Raw genomic sequence first — 13765 nt, 5'->3', positions numbered from 1 at the left:
TTCCGGTGAGTGAGGACGGCGACGGGGCGGAGCGCGCCCTGCCCAGGCTGCAACTCGACGAGCTGCTGGACGAGTTGCAGGTGCGGATCGACGCCGTACGGGGCACGCAGGACCGGGTGCACAGCCTGCTGGAGGCGGTGCTCTCGGTGGGCCGGGAGCTGGACCTCGCGCAGGTGCTGCGGCGGATCGTGGAGACCGCGGTGGTGCTGGTGGACGCCGAGTACGGCGCGCTCGGCGTGATCGGCGAGGACGCGCGGCTGTCGGAATTCCTGACCGTCGGCGTCAGCGAGGAGCAGGTCAAGGCGATCGGGCCGCTGCCGTCGGGGCACGGCATCCTGGGCGAACTGATCCGGCACCCGCAGCCGCTGCGACTGGCGGAGTTGTCGGAGCACCCGGCGTCGTACGGCTTCCCCGCCAACCACCCGCCGATGCACTCCTTCCTCGGTGTGCCGATCCGGGTCCGTGACGAGGTCTTCGGCAATCTCTACCTCACGCAGAAGCGGGGCGGCCGGGAATTCGACGGCGAGGACGAGACACTGCTGTCCACACTCGCCGTCGCCGCCGGTGTCGCGGTGGAGAACGCCCGGCTGTACAAGGCCGCCCGCGAGGGCCAGCGCTGGATGGCCGCCAACGCGGAGGTCGTCAGCTCCCTGCTGTCGGGCGCCGACGAACGCGATGTGCTGGAGCTGATCGTCGAGCACGGCCGGAGCATCCTGGACGCCGATCTCGGCGTCGTCGCGCTCACCGGCTCCGGCGCGGGGGACCTTCAGGTGATGATCGCGCTGGGTACCGACGCGGACCGGCACCGCGGCCTGGTCCTGCCGCGCGAGGGCACCTTCATGGGCGCCGCGATGACCGCGGGCCACCCGATCACCACCACCGAGATCGCCAAGGATCCCCGTGTCACGGCGGGCCCACCACGCTGGGACGCGCTCGGTCCCGCGGTCGCGGTGCCGATGGTCACCGACGCCACCGTCCGGGGCGTGCTGCTGCTGGCCCGTGAGGACGGCTCGCCGCCGTTCACCGACGCCGAGTCCGCTCCGCTGCTCACCTTCGCCGCGCAGGCCGCCCTCGCCCTGGAACTGGCCGAGCAGCGCCGCGGCGCCGAGCAGCTCGCACTGCTGGAGGACCGCGACCGGATCGCCCGCGACCTGCACGACCTGGCCATCCAGCGGCTGTTCGCCACCGGCATGACGCTCCAGAGCACCGTCCGCTTCGTCCAGCGGCCCGAAGCCAGCGAACGGCTGCTGCGGGCGGTGGACGACCTGGACGAGACCATCAAGATCATCCGGTCCACGATCTTCGGTCTGCGGTCCCACGATCCCGGCCGCGCCGCCCAGAGCCTGCGGGTCCGGGCGTCCACGGCCGTCGCGGACGCCGCCCGTACGCTCGGCTTCACGCCGGCCGTGCGCATGGAGGGATTGATCGACACCGATGTCCCGGCGGATGTCGCCGAGGACACCGTCGCCGTCCTGGTCGAGGCCCTCTCCAACATCGCCCGGCACGCCCGTGCCGGCAGCGCGGAAGTCTCCCTGGCGGTCGGCGGCGGCACCCTGACGGTCACCGTCGACGACGACGGCGTCGGCATTCCGTCCGGTGACGGCCGCCGCAGCGGGCTGCGCAATCTCGCGGAACGCGCCGAGCGGCACGGCGGCACACTGACCGTCACCGAGAGCGCGCCCGGCGGCACCCGGCTGACGTGGCGCGTCCCCGCCACGCCGCCGTCGGCCGGGCCGCCCGCCTGAGCCGTACGGGCGCGCCGGTACGGTTCAGGCCGGGACGGTTCAGGTGGCGGCGGTGCCGCGGGCCTCGTCCGTGACCTGGGCCGCGGGACGGCGCGGGCTCGCCGGGCCGTCGGGGCCGTAGCCGAGCCGGATCAGCATCTGGACGTGCTCCATACGGTCCCGCGGGTCGCGCAGCACCCACCTCAAGTCCGGCCATTCCAGGGCCTGGTGGAGGAGCGAGGTACGGGCGCCGTGCGCGGTGGCGACCAGCAGGACGTGTTCCAGTGCCTGGCCGGCGCGCAGCCAGTCCGCGCGGCGGTCGTGCGCGGTGGACAGCACCGCGATCACCGGATTCCGCTCGAAGGCGACGGCGGGCCGGTAGTGCTCGGGCCGCAGCGCGGAGAAGTCCCGCAGCGGCACCCGGCCGGTCACGTCCTGCGGCCCGAGGACCCGGCCGGGCATGCCGTCCGGAGCGCCCTCGCGGATCCAGCGGCGGCTCTCCTGCCGGCGGGCCGGGTCGCCGACGCTGCGCCGTTCGGCCTCGGCGGTCAGCTCCATCAGCCGTTCCGTGGCGAGTGCGTCGGGCAGCGTCAGCCGGGCGCCCTCGGCGTGCGCGGCCTCGGTCAGCTCGGCGAGCACGTCGGCGGGGAGCGGCCGGTCGGAGAAGGGGAGGCGGCTGCTGTGCCGGCGCCACAGCACGTCGTACAGCTCGGGCCGGTGGGGCGGACGGTGGGCCGGGTGGTGCTCGTCCGGGCCGCCGGGTGACCGGTCGCCCGGCACCGGTCCCGCCAGCCGTACGGACGCCAGCAGGCCGGGCTCGGCCGGGTCGGGCAGCAGCCGCGGCACCGGCTCCCAGCCGAAGTGGGCGACGGCGACGCGCAGGTTGAAGACCGCGGCGCCCACCGACAGGTGCAGCGCGCGGGCCAGCGGGTCGGTGGTGCGCAGCGCCCGCTCGGTGGCCGCGCGCACCTCGACGGTGGTGGTGAGCGGGTCGAGCCGGAACCGCCACGGCTGGGTGTTGTGGATCGAGGGCGCCGCAATGGCCGCGGAGACGAGTTTCTCCAGGGTCGCCGCGTCCAGCGCTGTGGTCCGCATGTCCTTCTCCTCCCGGCCGCCGGCCGCTGTCTTTCCCCAGGTTCGCGGCGCGGGACGGCCGACGGGAGGGGCCGGTCGTTCCCCGTACGGGGCCGGTCGGCCCTGGTCGGTCATGGTCGGCGCGCGCTCCACGGAGCCGGCCGCGCCTGGCGGGACCTGGGCGGCCCTTACCGGGCGGCGGCCCCGGACGGTCGGTGCCCATGGGCGGTGCTGCACGGTCGGGGCTCCACGGCCGAGGCTCCACGGTCCGGGGAGCGGTCAGCGGTGGCTTTGGCCGTGGCCGGTGTCGCCGTGCTGTGCGGTCCCCTGGGTGGCGATGACGGCCGCCTGGATACGGCGTTCCACGCCCAGCTTGGCCAGCAGCCGCGACACGTTGTTCTTGACCGTCTTCTCCGACAGGAACAGCCGCTTGCCGATCTGCCCATTGGTCAGGCCCTCGCCGACCAGCACGAGGATCTCCCGCTCACGCGGCGACAGCGAGGCGAGCGCCTGGGCCTCCGGCTGCGCGGTCGCGTCGGCCTCGCCCGCCCCGCGCAGGCTGCTCATCAGCCGCGCCGTGGTCGCCGGGTCGAGCATCGACTGACCCGAGGCCACCGTACGCACCGCCGCGACCAGGTCCGAACCCTTGATCTGCTTCAGCACATAACCCGCCGCACCGGCCATGATCGCGTCCAGCAGCGCATCGTCGTCATCGAACGACGTCAGCATCAGACAGGCCAGTCCCGGCATCCGCGACCGCAGCTCACGGCAGACCGTGATCCCGTCACCGTCCGGCAGCCGTACGTCCAGCACCGCCACATCCGGCCGCAGCGCCGGACCCCGCGCCTCGGCCTGCGCCGCGGTCGCCGCCTCACCGACCACTTCGATGTCCGGCTCCGCGTCCAGCAGATCGTGCACACCGCGCCGTACGACCTCGTGGTCGTCGAGCAGGAACACCCTGATCGGTGCCTGTGCCGAGAACTCTCGTGCTTCGGTCATCTCCGCCGTTCCCTCGCCCCGTCGCATGCGGTCCCAGGTCTTCGATCATGGCCCGTACGTCCCGTACGCACTAGGGCCGAACGGCCCCATGGGTGGACCGCGGGTGTCCTCGCGCGGGGGCACGAAGGGCCCTGGCCGGCGGACGGGGGCGGTCGAAGGATCGGCGGGAGGACCTGAATACGGGCGTACGGGAGCACCCGTCGCCGGACGGAGGCGAGCATGAGCACGCAACGAGTAGTCGTCGGGGTGGACGGTTCACCGGTGTCCTTCGCGGCGCTGGACGCCGCGGCCGCGGAGGCCGGACGCCGTGCCGGATCCCTCGAAGTGATCACGTGCGTCGGAGGTCTCGACGAACCCGGTCCCGTGCTGCGGGCCGCCCAGGAGCGGATGGCCGTGCGCCACCCCGGGCTGACGGTACGGCTGTGGCCCGCGGTCGGCGATCCCGCCGATGTGCTGGTCGACCGGGGCCGGGACGCCGGCCTCGTCGTGGTCGGCAGCAGGGGGATCGGCGGTGTCGCCGCCCTGCTGATGCGGTCGGTGAGCCGCCGGGTGGCGGCCCGCACCCGAGCGCCGCTGCTCGTCGTACGCGGTACGGACCCGCGGGACGCCGCCAGGGGGCGCGGTACGGGCCCGGTCCTGCTCGGGCTGGAGAGCGACGGTGACCTGGACGCGGCTCTTTTCGCCTTCGAGGAGGCGGAGTTGCGCGGCACCGGGCTTGAGGTGCTGCACGCCTGGACCTACCGGGAGGCGGTGCCGCCCTCCCCTGGCGCTCCCGCCGCCGAGCCGGTGCGCGAGCACGTGGGCGAGGCCGTGCATGAGCCCGTGCATGAGCCTGTGCGCGAGGCCGTCGCCCGCCAGGCGTCGGCCGCCGCGGAGTTGCCGCGCGGCTTCGTCGCGCCGCTGCGCCGGCACTTCCCGCATCTTGCCGTGGAGACGCGGTCGGTCCGTTCCACGCCCTGCCGTGCCCTCATCGCGGCGACGTCCGGCGCCCAGCTCGTGGTGATCGCCGCTCATCGGCGGGCCCACCGGCCGGGCATTCAACTCGGTCCGGTCACCGAGGCGTTGCTGCACCACGCGCACTGCCCGGTGGCCGTCGTACCGGTGCCGGAGCCGTAGGCCGCCGTGCGGTCGCGGGTCCTGGCGGGCCCGGAGGAAGGGCCGGTCGGCCCCGCGGATACGGGCCGCAGGCCCCCAGCGCCACCCACCCGCCCCGCGGGACAGTCATCACGTCACCGAACGACACACCACCCACCAGGGAGCCGTCATGGCCGTCCACCCCACCACCCGGCAGCACACGGGAATCCACCTCCCTGCCTGGCTCAAGACGCCCGCCACCGACCACCACGACGCCACCACGGCCACCACCACCGCCGGGGCAGCCGCCAAGTCCCTGGCCGTCCTGCGGATCGCCACCGGCTTCATCTTCCTGTGGGCCTTCCTCGACAAGACCTTCGGCTGGCACTACGCCACCGCCTCCGGCAAAGGCTGGACCGACGGCGGCTCCCCCACCAAAGGCTTCCTGTCCGGCGTCTCCGCCGGCCCCCTCCAGACCTTCTTCCACGACATCGCCGGCAAAGGCTGGACCGACTGGCTGTTCATGCTCGCCCTCCTCGGCATCGGCGTCGCCCTGATGAGCGGCATCGCCCTGCGCCTCACCGCCGCCGCCGGCACCATCCTCATGGCCATGATGTGGGCCGCCGAATGGCCCCCCGCCCAGCACCTGACCACCGGCGAACCCAGCATGTCCTCCAACCCCTTCATGGACTACCACCTCCTCTACGCCCTCGCGATGATCGCCTTCGCCCTCACCGCCGCCGGCACCACCTGGGGCCTCGGCCGCCTCTGGAACCGCATCCCCCTCGTCGCCCACAACCCCTGGCTCAAGTAACCCCAACGAACCGCCAGACCACCCCCGGGGCACCGCCACCACAGCGGTGCCCCGAACGCGTGCCGGTAATCGGCGCCGCTGTCGGCCGGGTCGCTCAGTCGCGGTGCGCGGCGGCGGGGCCGCCGCGGAACTCCCGATCATGCTCGCGTACGGCGAGGCGCTGGCGGGCACGGGGAAGCCGCTGGTCGCGGCGGGGAGCATCGGCTCACCCGGCGATCTGGGCCGCCCGGTCACCGAGGACGACCCGGCCCTTCCCGGCGGCGCCGCGTATCAGGGCGCCTTGCGGGTCAGGAACGTCGTGGAAACCACCGTCATCGGCCTCGCCGACCGGGGAGTGCGGTCCTGGGTCGTGCGCATCGCCAACATCGCGCACAGTACGACCGTCGCGCCGGTTTCCTGGTGCAACTGATCGCGCTCGCGAAGGAGAAGGGCTACGTCGGCTACCCCGGCGACGGCACGAACCTGTGGAACGCCGTGCACATCCGCGACGTCGCCGAGGCCATCGGCACCTTACCCGCCCCGGCCTGCTCGCCGACCTGGACAACGGCCACTATTTCCCGGCAGGTTGACGGCACGGGGCCGAGCCGCGGCAGGTCCGTACCCAGTGACGGCGATCTCGGCCAAGCCCCGGCACGAGCGTCGGCCCGGCGGTCAGTCGATGCCTTCGACGATGCGGAAGTCGCGTTCGACGCCGTCGGAGAGGGCGGCGAGGGCCTCCTGGTAGGGGGCGCTCTCGTGGGCGGCCACGGCCTGCTCGAAGGTGTCGAACTCGACCAGGACAGTGCGCTCGGCGATTCCGGAGTCGTGGGCGACGGTGCGGCCGCCGCGGACGATGGTGCGGCCGCCCGCGGCGCGGACGGCGGGGCCGGCCAGCTTGTTGTAGGCGGCGAGCTTCTCGGGGTCGGAGACGGCGCGGTAGGCGCTGGACGCTGCGCATCCTGTGGGAGCTGAGTCAAAGCCCCGTGGGCTTCCGGGAGTTGCAGCGCCGCTGTGAGCTTATGTCGTCGAGCGTCCTCAGTACCCGGCTGGGTGAACTGACCGGCGCACGCGTGCTCACCCTGCACGACGACGCCTATCACCTCACCCGGCTCGGCGAGGATCTCATGGGCGCGCTCGGGCCGCTGACCGCCTGGAGCCGGCGGTGGGCGGAGGAGATGCGCACCGAAACGGCGGGAGACGAGCAGGCAGGGGACGCGGAGAGTTGACGGCACGTCGGCGGTCCCGCGAGGGCGACGCGCTCGCCGACGCGCTTCAGAGGTCGATGACGACCTTGCCGTGGACGTGGCGGGCGGCCTGGAGTTCGGCGGCGGAGCGGATGCGGTCGATGGGGAAGGTCGCCGCGACGGGCACGCGGAGCCGGTCCGTGGCGACCAGGCGGGCGATGTCCTCCAGGGCGCCGGGGACGGCGTTCGCGCCGTTCGCGGACGTGATGCCGTCGATCTGCGCGGCGATGGCGCAGATGCGGTCGTCCGGGACGCCGAGTGCGCGGGCGGCGGTCACGGTGTCCGTGCCGTGGAGGTCGAGGGCGGCGGTGACACCGTCCGGGGCGAGGGCCCGGACGCGCTCGACGAGGCCGTCCCCGTAGGTGACGGGCTCAGCGCCGAGATCGCGGAGGAAGTCGGCCGACGTCGCCGATCCGGTGCCGATCACGCGGGCCCCGGCGATCCTGGCCAGTTGGACGGCGAAGACGCCGACCCCGCCCGCCGCGCCACCGATCAGTACGGTGTCGTCCGGGCCCGGGGCGATCACGGCGAGGGCGGCGGATGCCGTACGGCCGGCGATCGTGAGGGTGGCCGCCGTACGGTCGTCGACGTCGTCGGGGGTGTGATGGGCCTCGTTGGCCGCGGTCGACCCGGCCGGGTCGACCACCACGAAGTCGGCGACCGCGCGGGACAGGGCGCCTCCGAACACCCGGTCGCCGACGGCGAAGCCGGTCACACCGTCGCCGACCTGGTCGACCACTCCCGCGTAGTCGGTGCCGAATCCGGCCGGGAGGCTCAGGCCGAACCTGGCGGCGGTGTCCGCGTCGGCGGTCATGATCCAGTCCATCGGGTTCAGACCGGCCGCGGCGACCCGTACGCGGAGCTGCCCGGGACCGGCCTGCGGAGCGGGGATCTCGCGGACGTCCAGGACGCCGGGGCCGCCGAAGGTGTCGAGCCGGACCGCCCTGCCCGTGTCGGTCGGCTGCTGATCGCTGTGCTGCTGCATGGACGCCGGTCTCCTTGGGGTCGAGGGAAAGCACGGAAACGGACTATGCTCCGTTTACCGGAACGACCGTAACACACAACCGGAGCGTGATCCGTTTTGACCGAGGGGGAGATCCGCGCGCCGCGCGCGGACGCGGCCCGCAACCGCGACCAACTGCTCACGGTGGCGACCCGCGTCTTCGCGTCCGCCGACGCCGACGCCGAGCCGTCGATGCGGGCGATCGCCCGCGAGGCCGGGGTCGGCATCGCCACGCTCTACCGGCACTTCCCGAGCCGCGAGTCGCTGGTCGACGCGGTCTACCGGGGCCAGGTCGTACGGCTGACGGCCGGCGCCCGGGAACTGCTCGGCGACCTGCCGCCGGCCGCCGCGATGCGGCGCTGGATGGACCTGTTCGGCGACTGGATCGCGACCAAGAACGGGATGCTCGACACCCTGCTCGCGATGATCGAGTCGGGCGAGATCGCCCACGCGCGGACCCGTACCGAACTGCTCGCGGCCATCACCACGATCCTCGACGCCGGCCGCGCGGCGGGCGACCTCCGCTCCGACGTCCTCGCGGAGGACATCGCCGCCTCCCTCATCGGCATCTACACCGTGATGCCCCGCCCCGAACGGGAGGCCCAGGCCGCCCGCCTGCTTGACCTCCTGATGGACGGCCTCCGCCCCACCGCCCGCCCCGCGTGACGGCTACGGGCGCCGGTGCCCGTCCGCTCCTTCCCGGCCGCCCGCAGGCCGAGCGGGCAACGGGCCGGTCAGCGGGTCTTCGGCTGTTCCGTCAGCCGCCCCTTGCGCAGGACCAGGGTGCGGTCGGACCGGGCGGCCAGCGCCTGGGAGTGGGTGACGACGACCACGCAGGTGCCCTCGTCGTGGGCGAGGGCACGGAAGGTGTCGATGATGCCCTGTGCGGTGTCCTCGTCGAGGCTGCCGGTGGGTTCGTCCGCGAAGAGGATGTCCACGTCGCAGGCGATCGCCCGGACGATGGCGACCCGCTGCTGCTGGCCGCCGGACAGGCGCAGCACGTTGCGGGTGGCCATCGCCCTGTCGATGCCGAACTGCTCGAGCAGGTGGAGAGCCCGGGCCCGGCGGCTGCCGGACGTGGGCCTGGTGCCGGTGATCTCCATGGCACAGGTGACGTTCTGCAGGGCGGTCATGTAGGTCAGCAGGTTGTACTGCTGGAAGACGGTGGCGGCGTGCTTGTTGCGGTAGCGGCCGAGGCCCAGTTCCTTCAGGTCCCGGCCGTCGAAGCTGACGGTGCCGCTGGTGGGTGTGTCCAGACCGCTGGCCAGGCTGAGAAGGGTGGTCTTGCCGGAGCCCGACGGGCCCAGGATCGCGTAGAGCGTGCCGCGTTCTAAGGCGTAGTCGATGTCCTTCAGGACGGTGGTCCTGCGGCGCCGGCCGGTGTACGTGTGGCTGACGCGGCGCAGTCGCAGCACGGCGGCGTCGGTGGTGGTGTCGGGGGTGTCGGTGGCGCGGGCCATGGCGGGATCACTTGCCCTTCGTGAGGATGGTGCGGGGGCTGAGGCGCAGCACCGAGGCCGCGGGGATCGCGGTGGCGAGCAGACCGATGCCGAGGCCGACGGCGCCGACGGTGATCAGGTCGGAGGGGGCGAGCGTCACGGTGATGCGGTCGGTGGGATCGGCGTTCTCCACCGGCTTGTCGTCCTGGTCGATGCCTTCGCCGAGGCCCGTACTGCCGGGTGCGGGCGGCTTCCAGGAGTCGAGCTTGTGCCGGGCGGAACCGGCCTCCTTGCCGAGCAGCGACTGACCGGTGTGCTGGGTCAGGGCCGGCGCGAACAGTGAGCCCAGGACGATCGCCAGCGCCGCGACCACGATGATCTCCAGCGCCTGCTGGCCGATGACCCTGCCCCGCTTCTCGCCCATGGCCAGCAGGACGCCGTACTCCCTGCGCCGCTGCTTGACGGCGAGATTGATCAGCAGGGCGAGGACGGCGGCGCCGGCGAGGCCGATCAGCCACATCGCGAGGGTCCGCGCGTTGAGCCGCCGTACGCCCGCGGTGTCCTCCTCCCCCGTACTGCGGCACGGCGGCGTCACCTTGGACCAGGCGCGGCACGAGGCGACCGTCGAGGGGCGGCTCCTCGATCTGACGCCGAAGGAATTCGCCGTCCTCCACCTGCTGCTGGAGGCCGGCGGGGCGCCGGTGCCGCACGACGTGATCGTGCGCACCCTGTGGGACGAGAATCTCGATCCGCGCACCAGCGCGGTCCGCGCCACCGTCAGCCGGCTGCGGGGCAAGCTCGGCGATCCCGGTCTGATCAGCGCCGACACGGGACGGGGCTACCGGCTGTGCGACTGAGGCCCCGCAGGCCCGCCGGCCGCCCGCCGCTGCGGGCCCGTCTCACCGGCCGGCTGCCACTGCGGGCCCGCCTCGCCGCCTCGATCTCCGCGCTGTTTCTGCTCTCCGGGCTCGCGCTGCTGGCCTTCGTGGTCCTGCTGGCCCGGGACGGGACCGCCCGGCAGGTCCAGGGGCTCGCGGTGAAGTACGCCGACACACCCACCGGCCCGGTCGGGCCCTTCGCGACCGTACGGCCCGCGGTGGGCGGCCCCGCCTCGCCCGGCGCGCTCCCCCGGAGCATCGAGATCAGCAAGATCGACGAGACGGTGCGGGCCGTGCAGGACACCGCGCTGCGTCAGATGGTCCTGTGGTCGTCGGTCGGCCTGCTGCTGATGGCGCTGCTCGCCGGTCTGGTCGGCTGGTGGCTGGCCGGGCGGACGCTGCGCCCGGTCACCGGGATGACCGAGGCCGCGCGCCGGATCAGCGAGCAGAATCTGCACCAGCGCCTGGCGCTCACCGGACCGGACGACGAACTCCACCGGCTCGCCGACACCTTCGACGCGATGCTCGACCGGCTGGAGAAGTCGTTCGACAGCCGGCGGCGCTTCATCGCCAACGCCTCGCACGAGCTGAAGACCCCGCTGGCGGCGCAGCGCGCCACCGTCCAGGTCGGCCTCGCCGGTCCGCTGCCCGAGCACCTCGCCGAGGTCCGCGACGATCTGCTGACCACCAATCGCGAGGCCGAGCTGCTGATCGACGCTCTTTTGCTGCTCGCCCGCAGCGACCGCGGCCTGGAGCGTACGGAGAGCGTCGACCTGACCGCCGTGGCCGGACTCGTCGCCGCCGAGACCGCCCAACGGGCAGCACGTGCGGGCGTGGACGTACGGATCGCGGCCGACGCCCCGCTGACCGTGCCCGGCGACCCCGTCCTGCTGCGGCAGTTGCTCACCAACCTGGTGCGCAACGCCGTCCAGTACAACCACCGGAGCGGCCGGGTCGACGTGCGGTGCGAGGACCGCACCGTCACGGTGACCAACACCGGGCCGCGGGTGCCCGCCAACCGGATCCCGGATCTGTTCGAGCCCTTCCGGCGCCTGGCCCCCGACCGGACCGGCGACGAGGGCCACGGCCTCGGCCTGTCCATCGCGGCCTCCATCGCCGCCGCCCACGACGTGACCCTGACGGCCGCCCCCGGTCCCGGTGGCGGGCTCGTCGTCCGCCTGCGCTTCCGCTGAGGCCGTTCTCCTTGCCCGCAGGCCAGGCTGCTCCACGTCAGCGGTGCCGGACTCCGACGACATGTACGGGGACTGAGCACCGACCGTACGGACCGCCCGTACGGACCGGCCGTACGCGCCCGCCGGCCGTCTGTCAGGGCGCGCTGCGGTGCCGCCGCGAGAGTGCGGAGCGGCCGATCGAATTGTGCACCGTGAAGGCGACGGTGCCCGGCAGATAGCGGTCCTCCGACCATTCCAGCGGGGCGCCGACCGGGTCGGTCGAGCGGCGGCGCTCGCGCAGCAGCGGCTCCCCTGCGCGGCAGCCGAGCAGCCGGGCGTCCTCCTCGTCGGCCAGCACGAGATCGATGGTGTGGTCGGCGTCGGCGAAGACCACGCCCTGTTCCTGGAGCGGCTCGGTGTGCGAGACCGCGTCGGCGGGAATCCCGGTGAGCAACTCGCCGACCCACACCGGGTAGACGCTGCGCTCCACCATCACTGGCCGGCCCGTCAGGGTCCGCACCCGCAGCACGAGCACCACGTCCGCGCCGTCGTCCAGGCGCAGTTGCTCGCACTCCTCGGCGTCCGCCGGGCGCCGCTCCAGCAGTTCCACCCGGCCGCCGGGCTCCTCGCCGAGCGATCTGGCCCAGTTGGTGAAGCTCACCAGTTCGGCGAAGCTCTGCACCCGGGTGGTGCCAAGCACCACCCGCCGGGTGCCGCGCCGCGAGGTGACCAGGCCGTCCGCGCGCAGCGCCGACAGCGCCTGCCGGATCGTGCCGCGGGAGACCCCGTAGCGTTCGGCGAGGGCGCTCTCGGCGGGGAGCTTGCCGCCGGATCCGTACTCCCCCGCGGCTATGGACTCGCGCAGGTCCGCCGCCACCTTGCGGTAGAGCGCGCCCCCCGGGGGCTGCGCACCGTCGTCAAGCAACGTCCCTCCTCGTCCGCCCTCGCACCGTCACGGCCGCGCCCGGCGCGTCCCGCTGGACACTATCGGCTCTCCGTTCCCACCCGTCCGCCGCGCCCGCTCCGCGGCGCCCCGTGGACGCCGAGATTCCGACGCCATCCCCCGGCAGTCGGCGCACTGTTCACCTCCTGGTCACCGGCATCGGGCGTACTGACGGAAGTTGTATAGCCAACATGGCACAGCGACGGCGGTGCCGCCATGGTCCCGCCGCGCCGATCAGCCGTTCTTCCAGGAGGAATTCCGTGATAGTCCCTCGTGCCCGCGCCGCCGCCGTGGCTGCCGGGCTCACCGCCGCGGCCCTCGCCCTGACCGCCTGCGGCTCTTCCTCCGGCTCCACGACGGCCGCCGGCAGCGACGGCGGGAAGAAGTCCGCGGCGACCGCCGTCTCCGCCGCCGACTTCGGCGGGATGACCGCGCTGATCGCCGCGGCCAAGAAGGAGGGCACGCTCAACGCGATCGCCCTGCCCCCGGACTGGGCCAACTACGGTGCTCTGATCAAGGCGTTCGAGACGAAGTACGGCATCAAGGTGGCCGACGAGAATCCGGACGGCGCCAGCCAGGACGAGATCAACGCGATCACCTCCCGCAAGGGGCAGAAGCGCGCCCCCGACGTGGTCGACCTCGGCAATTCCTTCGCGCTCAACGCGGCCTCGCAGGGCATCCTCGCCCCGTACAAGGTCGCGACCTGGGACGACATCCCGGCCGGGCAGAAGGACGCGACCGGCCTGCGCTACGACGACTACGGCGGCTATGTGTCGATCGGCTGCGACGCCAAGCGCGTCAAGCAGTGCCCGACCACCTTCGCCGACCTGCTCAAGCCGCAGTACAAGGGCCAGGTCGCGCTCAACGGCGACCCGACCAAGTCGGGTTCGGCGTTCGGCGGTGTCTACGCCGCCTCGCTGGCCAACGGCGGTTCGCTGGACGACATCAAGCCCGGCCTGGACTTCTTCCACAAGCTGAAGCAGAACGGCAACTTCAACCCGGTGGAGTCCACCCCGGCGACCGTCGAGAAGGGCGAGACGCCGATCAGCATCGACTGGGACTACCTGAACGCCGGTTACGCCAAGGAGTTCTCGGCCAAGGGCCTGGACTGGAAGGTGGCGGTGCCCAGCGACGGGCAGTACGCCCAGTTCTACAGCCAGGCGATCAACAAGTACGCCCCGCACCCGGCCGCGGCCCGGCTGTGGGAGGAGTTCCTGTACAGCACCGAGGGCCAGAATCTGTGGCTCCAGGGCTTCTCGCGGCCGGTCGAACTGCCCGCGATGACGCAGAAGGGCACCGTCGACAAGGCCGCCGCCGCGGCGCTCCCGGCGGTCACCGGCAGCCCGACGTTCCCGACCACCGCACAGGTCGACGCGGCCCAGAAGGCCGTGCTCGCCGGCTGGGCCAAGGCCATCGGCTGAC

Annotated in this window: 15 protein-coding genes and 1 pseudogene; 9 read left to right on the top strand and 7 right to left on the bottom strand. The window is 73.1% G+C overall.

Translation table 11 applies throughout. From position 1 onward, the window contains the following. Nucleotides 1–5 precede the first annotated feature (5 nt). Nucleotides 6–1745, top strand: coding sequence for a sensor histidine kinase (locus BM076_RS06460; protein WP_245795792.1), 1740 nt, complete (start codon nt 6–8; stop codon nt 1743–1745). A 39-nt stretch (nt 1746–1784) separates the two neighbouring features. Here the strand turns inward: BM076_RS06460 and BM076_RS06455 are convergent, their stop codons facing one another. Both BM076_RS06455 and BM076_RS06450 read right to left on the bottom strand, forming a co-directional pair. After that, nucleotides 1785–2819: an Acg family FMN-binding oxidoreductase gene (locus BM076_RS06455; protein WP_093712401.1), complete on the bottom strand. Its 1035-nt coding sequence runs from the start codon at nt 2817–2819 to the stop codon at nt 1785–1787. Between the two features lie 258 nt (nt 2820–3077). Next, entirely contained in the window at nt 3078–3797 is a 720-nt protein-coding gene (locus BM076_RS06450; protein ID WP_093712400.1) for a response regulator, read from the bottom strand. A gap of 219 nt (nt 3798–4016) precedes the next feature. On the opposite strand from BM076_RS06450, the gene BM076_RS06445 reads away from it, so the two are divergent. The 3 genes from BM076_RS06445 to BM076_RS37295 all read left to right on the top strand — a co-directional run bounded on the left by BM076_RS06445 (nt 4017) and on the right by BM076_RS37295 (nt 6094). Then, nucleotides 4017–4913, top strand: a complete 897-nt coding sequence (locus BM076_RS06445; RefSeq protein WP_093712399.1) for a universal stress protein — start codon at nt 4017–4019, stop codon at nt 4911–4913. A 148-nt stretch (nt 4914–5061) separates the two neighbouring features. Next, entirely contained in the window at nt 5062–5685 is a 624-nt protein-coding gene (locus tag BM076_RS06440; RefSeq protein ID WP_093712398.1) for a hypothetical protein, read from the top strand. 103 nt (nt 5686–5788) lie between these two features. After that, complete coding sequence (locus tag BM076_RS37295) at nt 5789–6094, top strand: Rossmann-fold NAD(P)-binding domain-containing protein (RefSeq protein WP_245795790.1); 306 nt, start codon at nt 5789–5791, stop codon at nt 6092–6094. Nucleotides 6095–6336: 242 nt separating this feature from the next. Here BM076_RS37295 and BM076_RS06430 read toward each other — a convergent pair. After that, nucleotides 6337–6609, bottom strand: a pseudogene (locus tag BM076_RS06430) (DUF1330 domain-containing protein); the annotation flags it as partial. Nucleotides 6610–6647: 38 nt separating this feature from the next. On the opposite strand from BM076_RS06430, the gene BM076_RS06425 reads away from it, so the two are divergent. Beyond that, entirely contained in the window at nt 6648–6890 is a 243-nt protein-coding gene (locus BM076_RS06425) for a winged helix-turn-helix transcriptional regulator (RefSeq protein WP_407640628.1), read from the top strand. A gap of 46 nt (nt 6891–6936) precedes the next feature. Here the strand turns inward: BM076_RS06425 and BM076_RS06420 are convergent, their stop codons facing one another. Continuing rightward, nucleotides 6937–7893, bottom strand: coding sequence for an NADP-dependent oxidoreductase (locus BM076_RS06420; RefSeq protein WP_093712395.1), 957 nt, complete (start codon nt 7891–7893; stop codon nt 6937–6939). 111 nt (nt 7894–8004) lie between these two features. On the opposite strand from BM076_RS06420, the gene BM076_RS06415 reads away from it, so the two are divergent. Further along, the gene (locus BM076_RS06415; RefSeq protein WP_218160056.1) at nt 8005–8577 is read left to right on the top strand and encodes a TetR/AcrR family transcriptional regulator; all 573 of its coding nucleotides are present in this window, start codon (nt 8005–8007) and stop codon (nt 8575–8577) included. A 68-nt stretch (nt 8578–8645) separates the two neighbouring features. Here BM076_RS06415 and BM076_RS06410 read toward each other — a convergent pair whose 3' ends face one another. Together BM076_RS06410 and BM076_RS06405 are read right to left on the bottom strand one after the other, a co-directional pair. Then, the gene (locus BM076_RS06410) at nt 8646–9371 is read right to left on the bottom strand and encodes an ABC transporter ATP-binding protein (protein ID WP_093712393.1); all 726 of its coding nucleotides are present in this window, start codon (nt 9369–9371) and stop codon (nt 8646–8648) included. 7 nt (nt 9372–9378) lie between these two features. Continuing rightward, on the bottom strand, nt 9379–9870 hold the full coding sequence (locus BM076_RS06405; RefSeq protein ID WP_245795788.1) for an FtsX-like permease family protein: 492 nt from the start codon (nt 9868–9870) through the stop codon (nt 9379–9381). Between the two features lie 16 nt (nt 9871–9886). Between BM076_RS06405 and BM076_RS06400 the strand changes: the two genes are divergently transcribed. Both BM076_RS06400 and BM076_RS06395 read left to right on the top strand, forming a co-directional pair. Continuing rightward, nucleotides 9887–10207, top strand: coding sequence for a winged helix-turn-helix domain-containing protein (locus BM076_RS06400; RefSeq protein ID WP_245795786.1), 321 nt, complete (start codon nt 9887–9889; stop codon nt 10205–10207). Then, a complete protein-coding gene (locus tag BM076_RS06395) occupies nt 10198–11421 on the top strand; it encodes a sensor histidine kinase (protein WP_245795785.1) in 1224 nt (407 codons plus the stop codon). Before BM076_RS06400 ends, BM076_RS06395 begins: the two co-directional genes overlap by 10 nt. Nucleotides 11422–11554: 133 nt before the next feature. On the opposite strand, the gene BM076_RS06390 is transcribed toward BM076_RS06395, so the two are convergent. Further along, on the bottom strand, nt 11555–12325 hold the full coding sequence (locus BM076_RS06390) for a GntR family transcriptional regulator (RefSeq protein WP_093712390.1): 771 nt from the start codon (nt 12323–12325) through the stop codon (nt 11555–11557). Nucleotides 12326–12534: 209 nt separating this feature from the next. Between BM076_RS06390 and BM076_RS06385 the strand changes: the two genes are divergently transcribed. Further along, on the top strand, nt 12535–13764 hold the full coding sequence (locus tag BM076_RS06385) for an ABC transporter substrate-binding protein (RefSeq protein ID WP_093712389.1): 1230 nt from the start codon (nt 12535–12537) through the stop codon (nt 13762–13764). Nucleotide 13765: the final 1 nt, after the last annotated feature.

This window comes from Actinacidiphila alni, assembly GCF_900112845.1.
Lineage (GTDB): Bacteria > Actinomycetota > Actinomycetes > Streptomycetales > Streptomycetaceae > Actinacidiphila > Actinacidiphila alni.
Note: the sequence above shows the minus strand (reverse complement) of the source record. Positions and strands in the feature narration are given on the sequence as shown.

Excerpts from the sequence above, each read along its gene's own strand:
- BM076_RS06420 (WP_093712395.1), bottom strand. The coding sequence starts at position 7,893 with ATGCAGCAGCACAGCGATCAGCAGCCGACCGACACGGGCAGGGCGGTC.
- BM076_RS06385 (WP_093712389.1), top strand. The coding sequence starts at position 12,535 with ATGGCACAGCGACGGCGGTGCCGCCATGGTCCCGCCGCGCCGATCAGC.
- BM076_RS06410 (WP_093712393.1), bottom strand. The coding sequence starts at position 9,371 with ATGGCCCGCGCCACCGACACCCCCGACACCACCACCGACGCCGCCGTG.
- BM076_RS06405 (WP_245795788.1), bottom strand. The coding sequence starts at position 9,870 with ATGTGGCTGATCGGCCTCGCCGGCGCCGCCGTCCTCGCCCTGCTGATC.
- BM076_RS06455 (WP_093712401.1), bottom strand. The coding sequence starts at position 2,819 with ATGCGGACCACAGCGCTGGACGCGGCGACCCTGGAGAAACTCGTCTCC.
- BM076_RS06445 (WP_093712399.1), top strand. The coding sequence starts at position 4,017 with ATGAGCACGCAACGAGTAGTCGTCGGGGTGGACGGTTCACCGGTGTCC.
- BM076_RS06450 (WP_093712400.1), bottom strand. The coding sequence starts at position 3,797 with ATGACCGAAGCACGAGAGTTCTCGGCACAGGCACCGATCAGGGTGTTC.
- BM076_RS06440 (WP_093712398.1), top strand. The coding sequence starts at position 5,062 with ATGGCCGTCCACCCCACCACCCGGCAGCACACGGGAATCCACCTCCCT.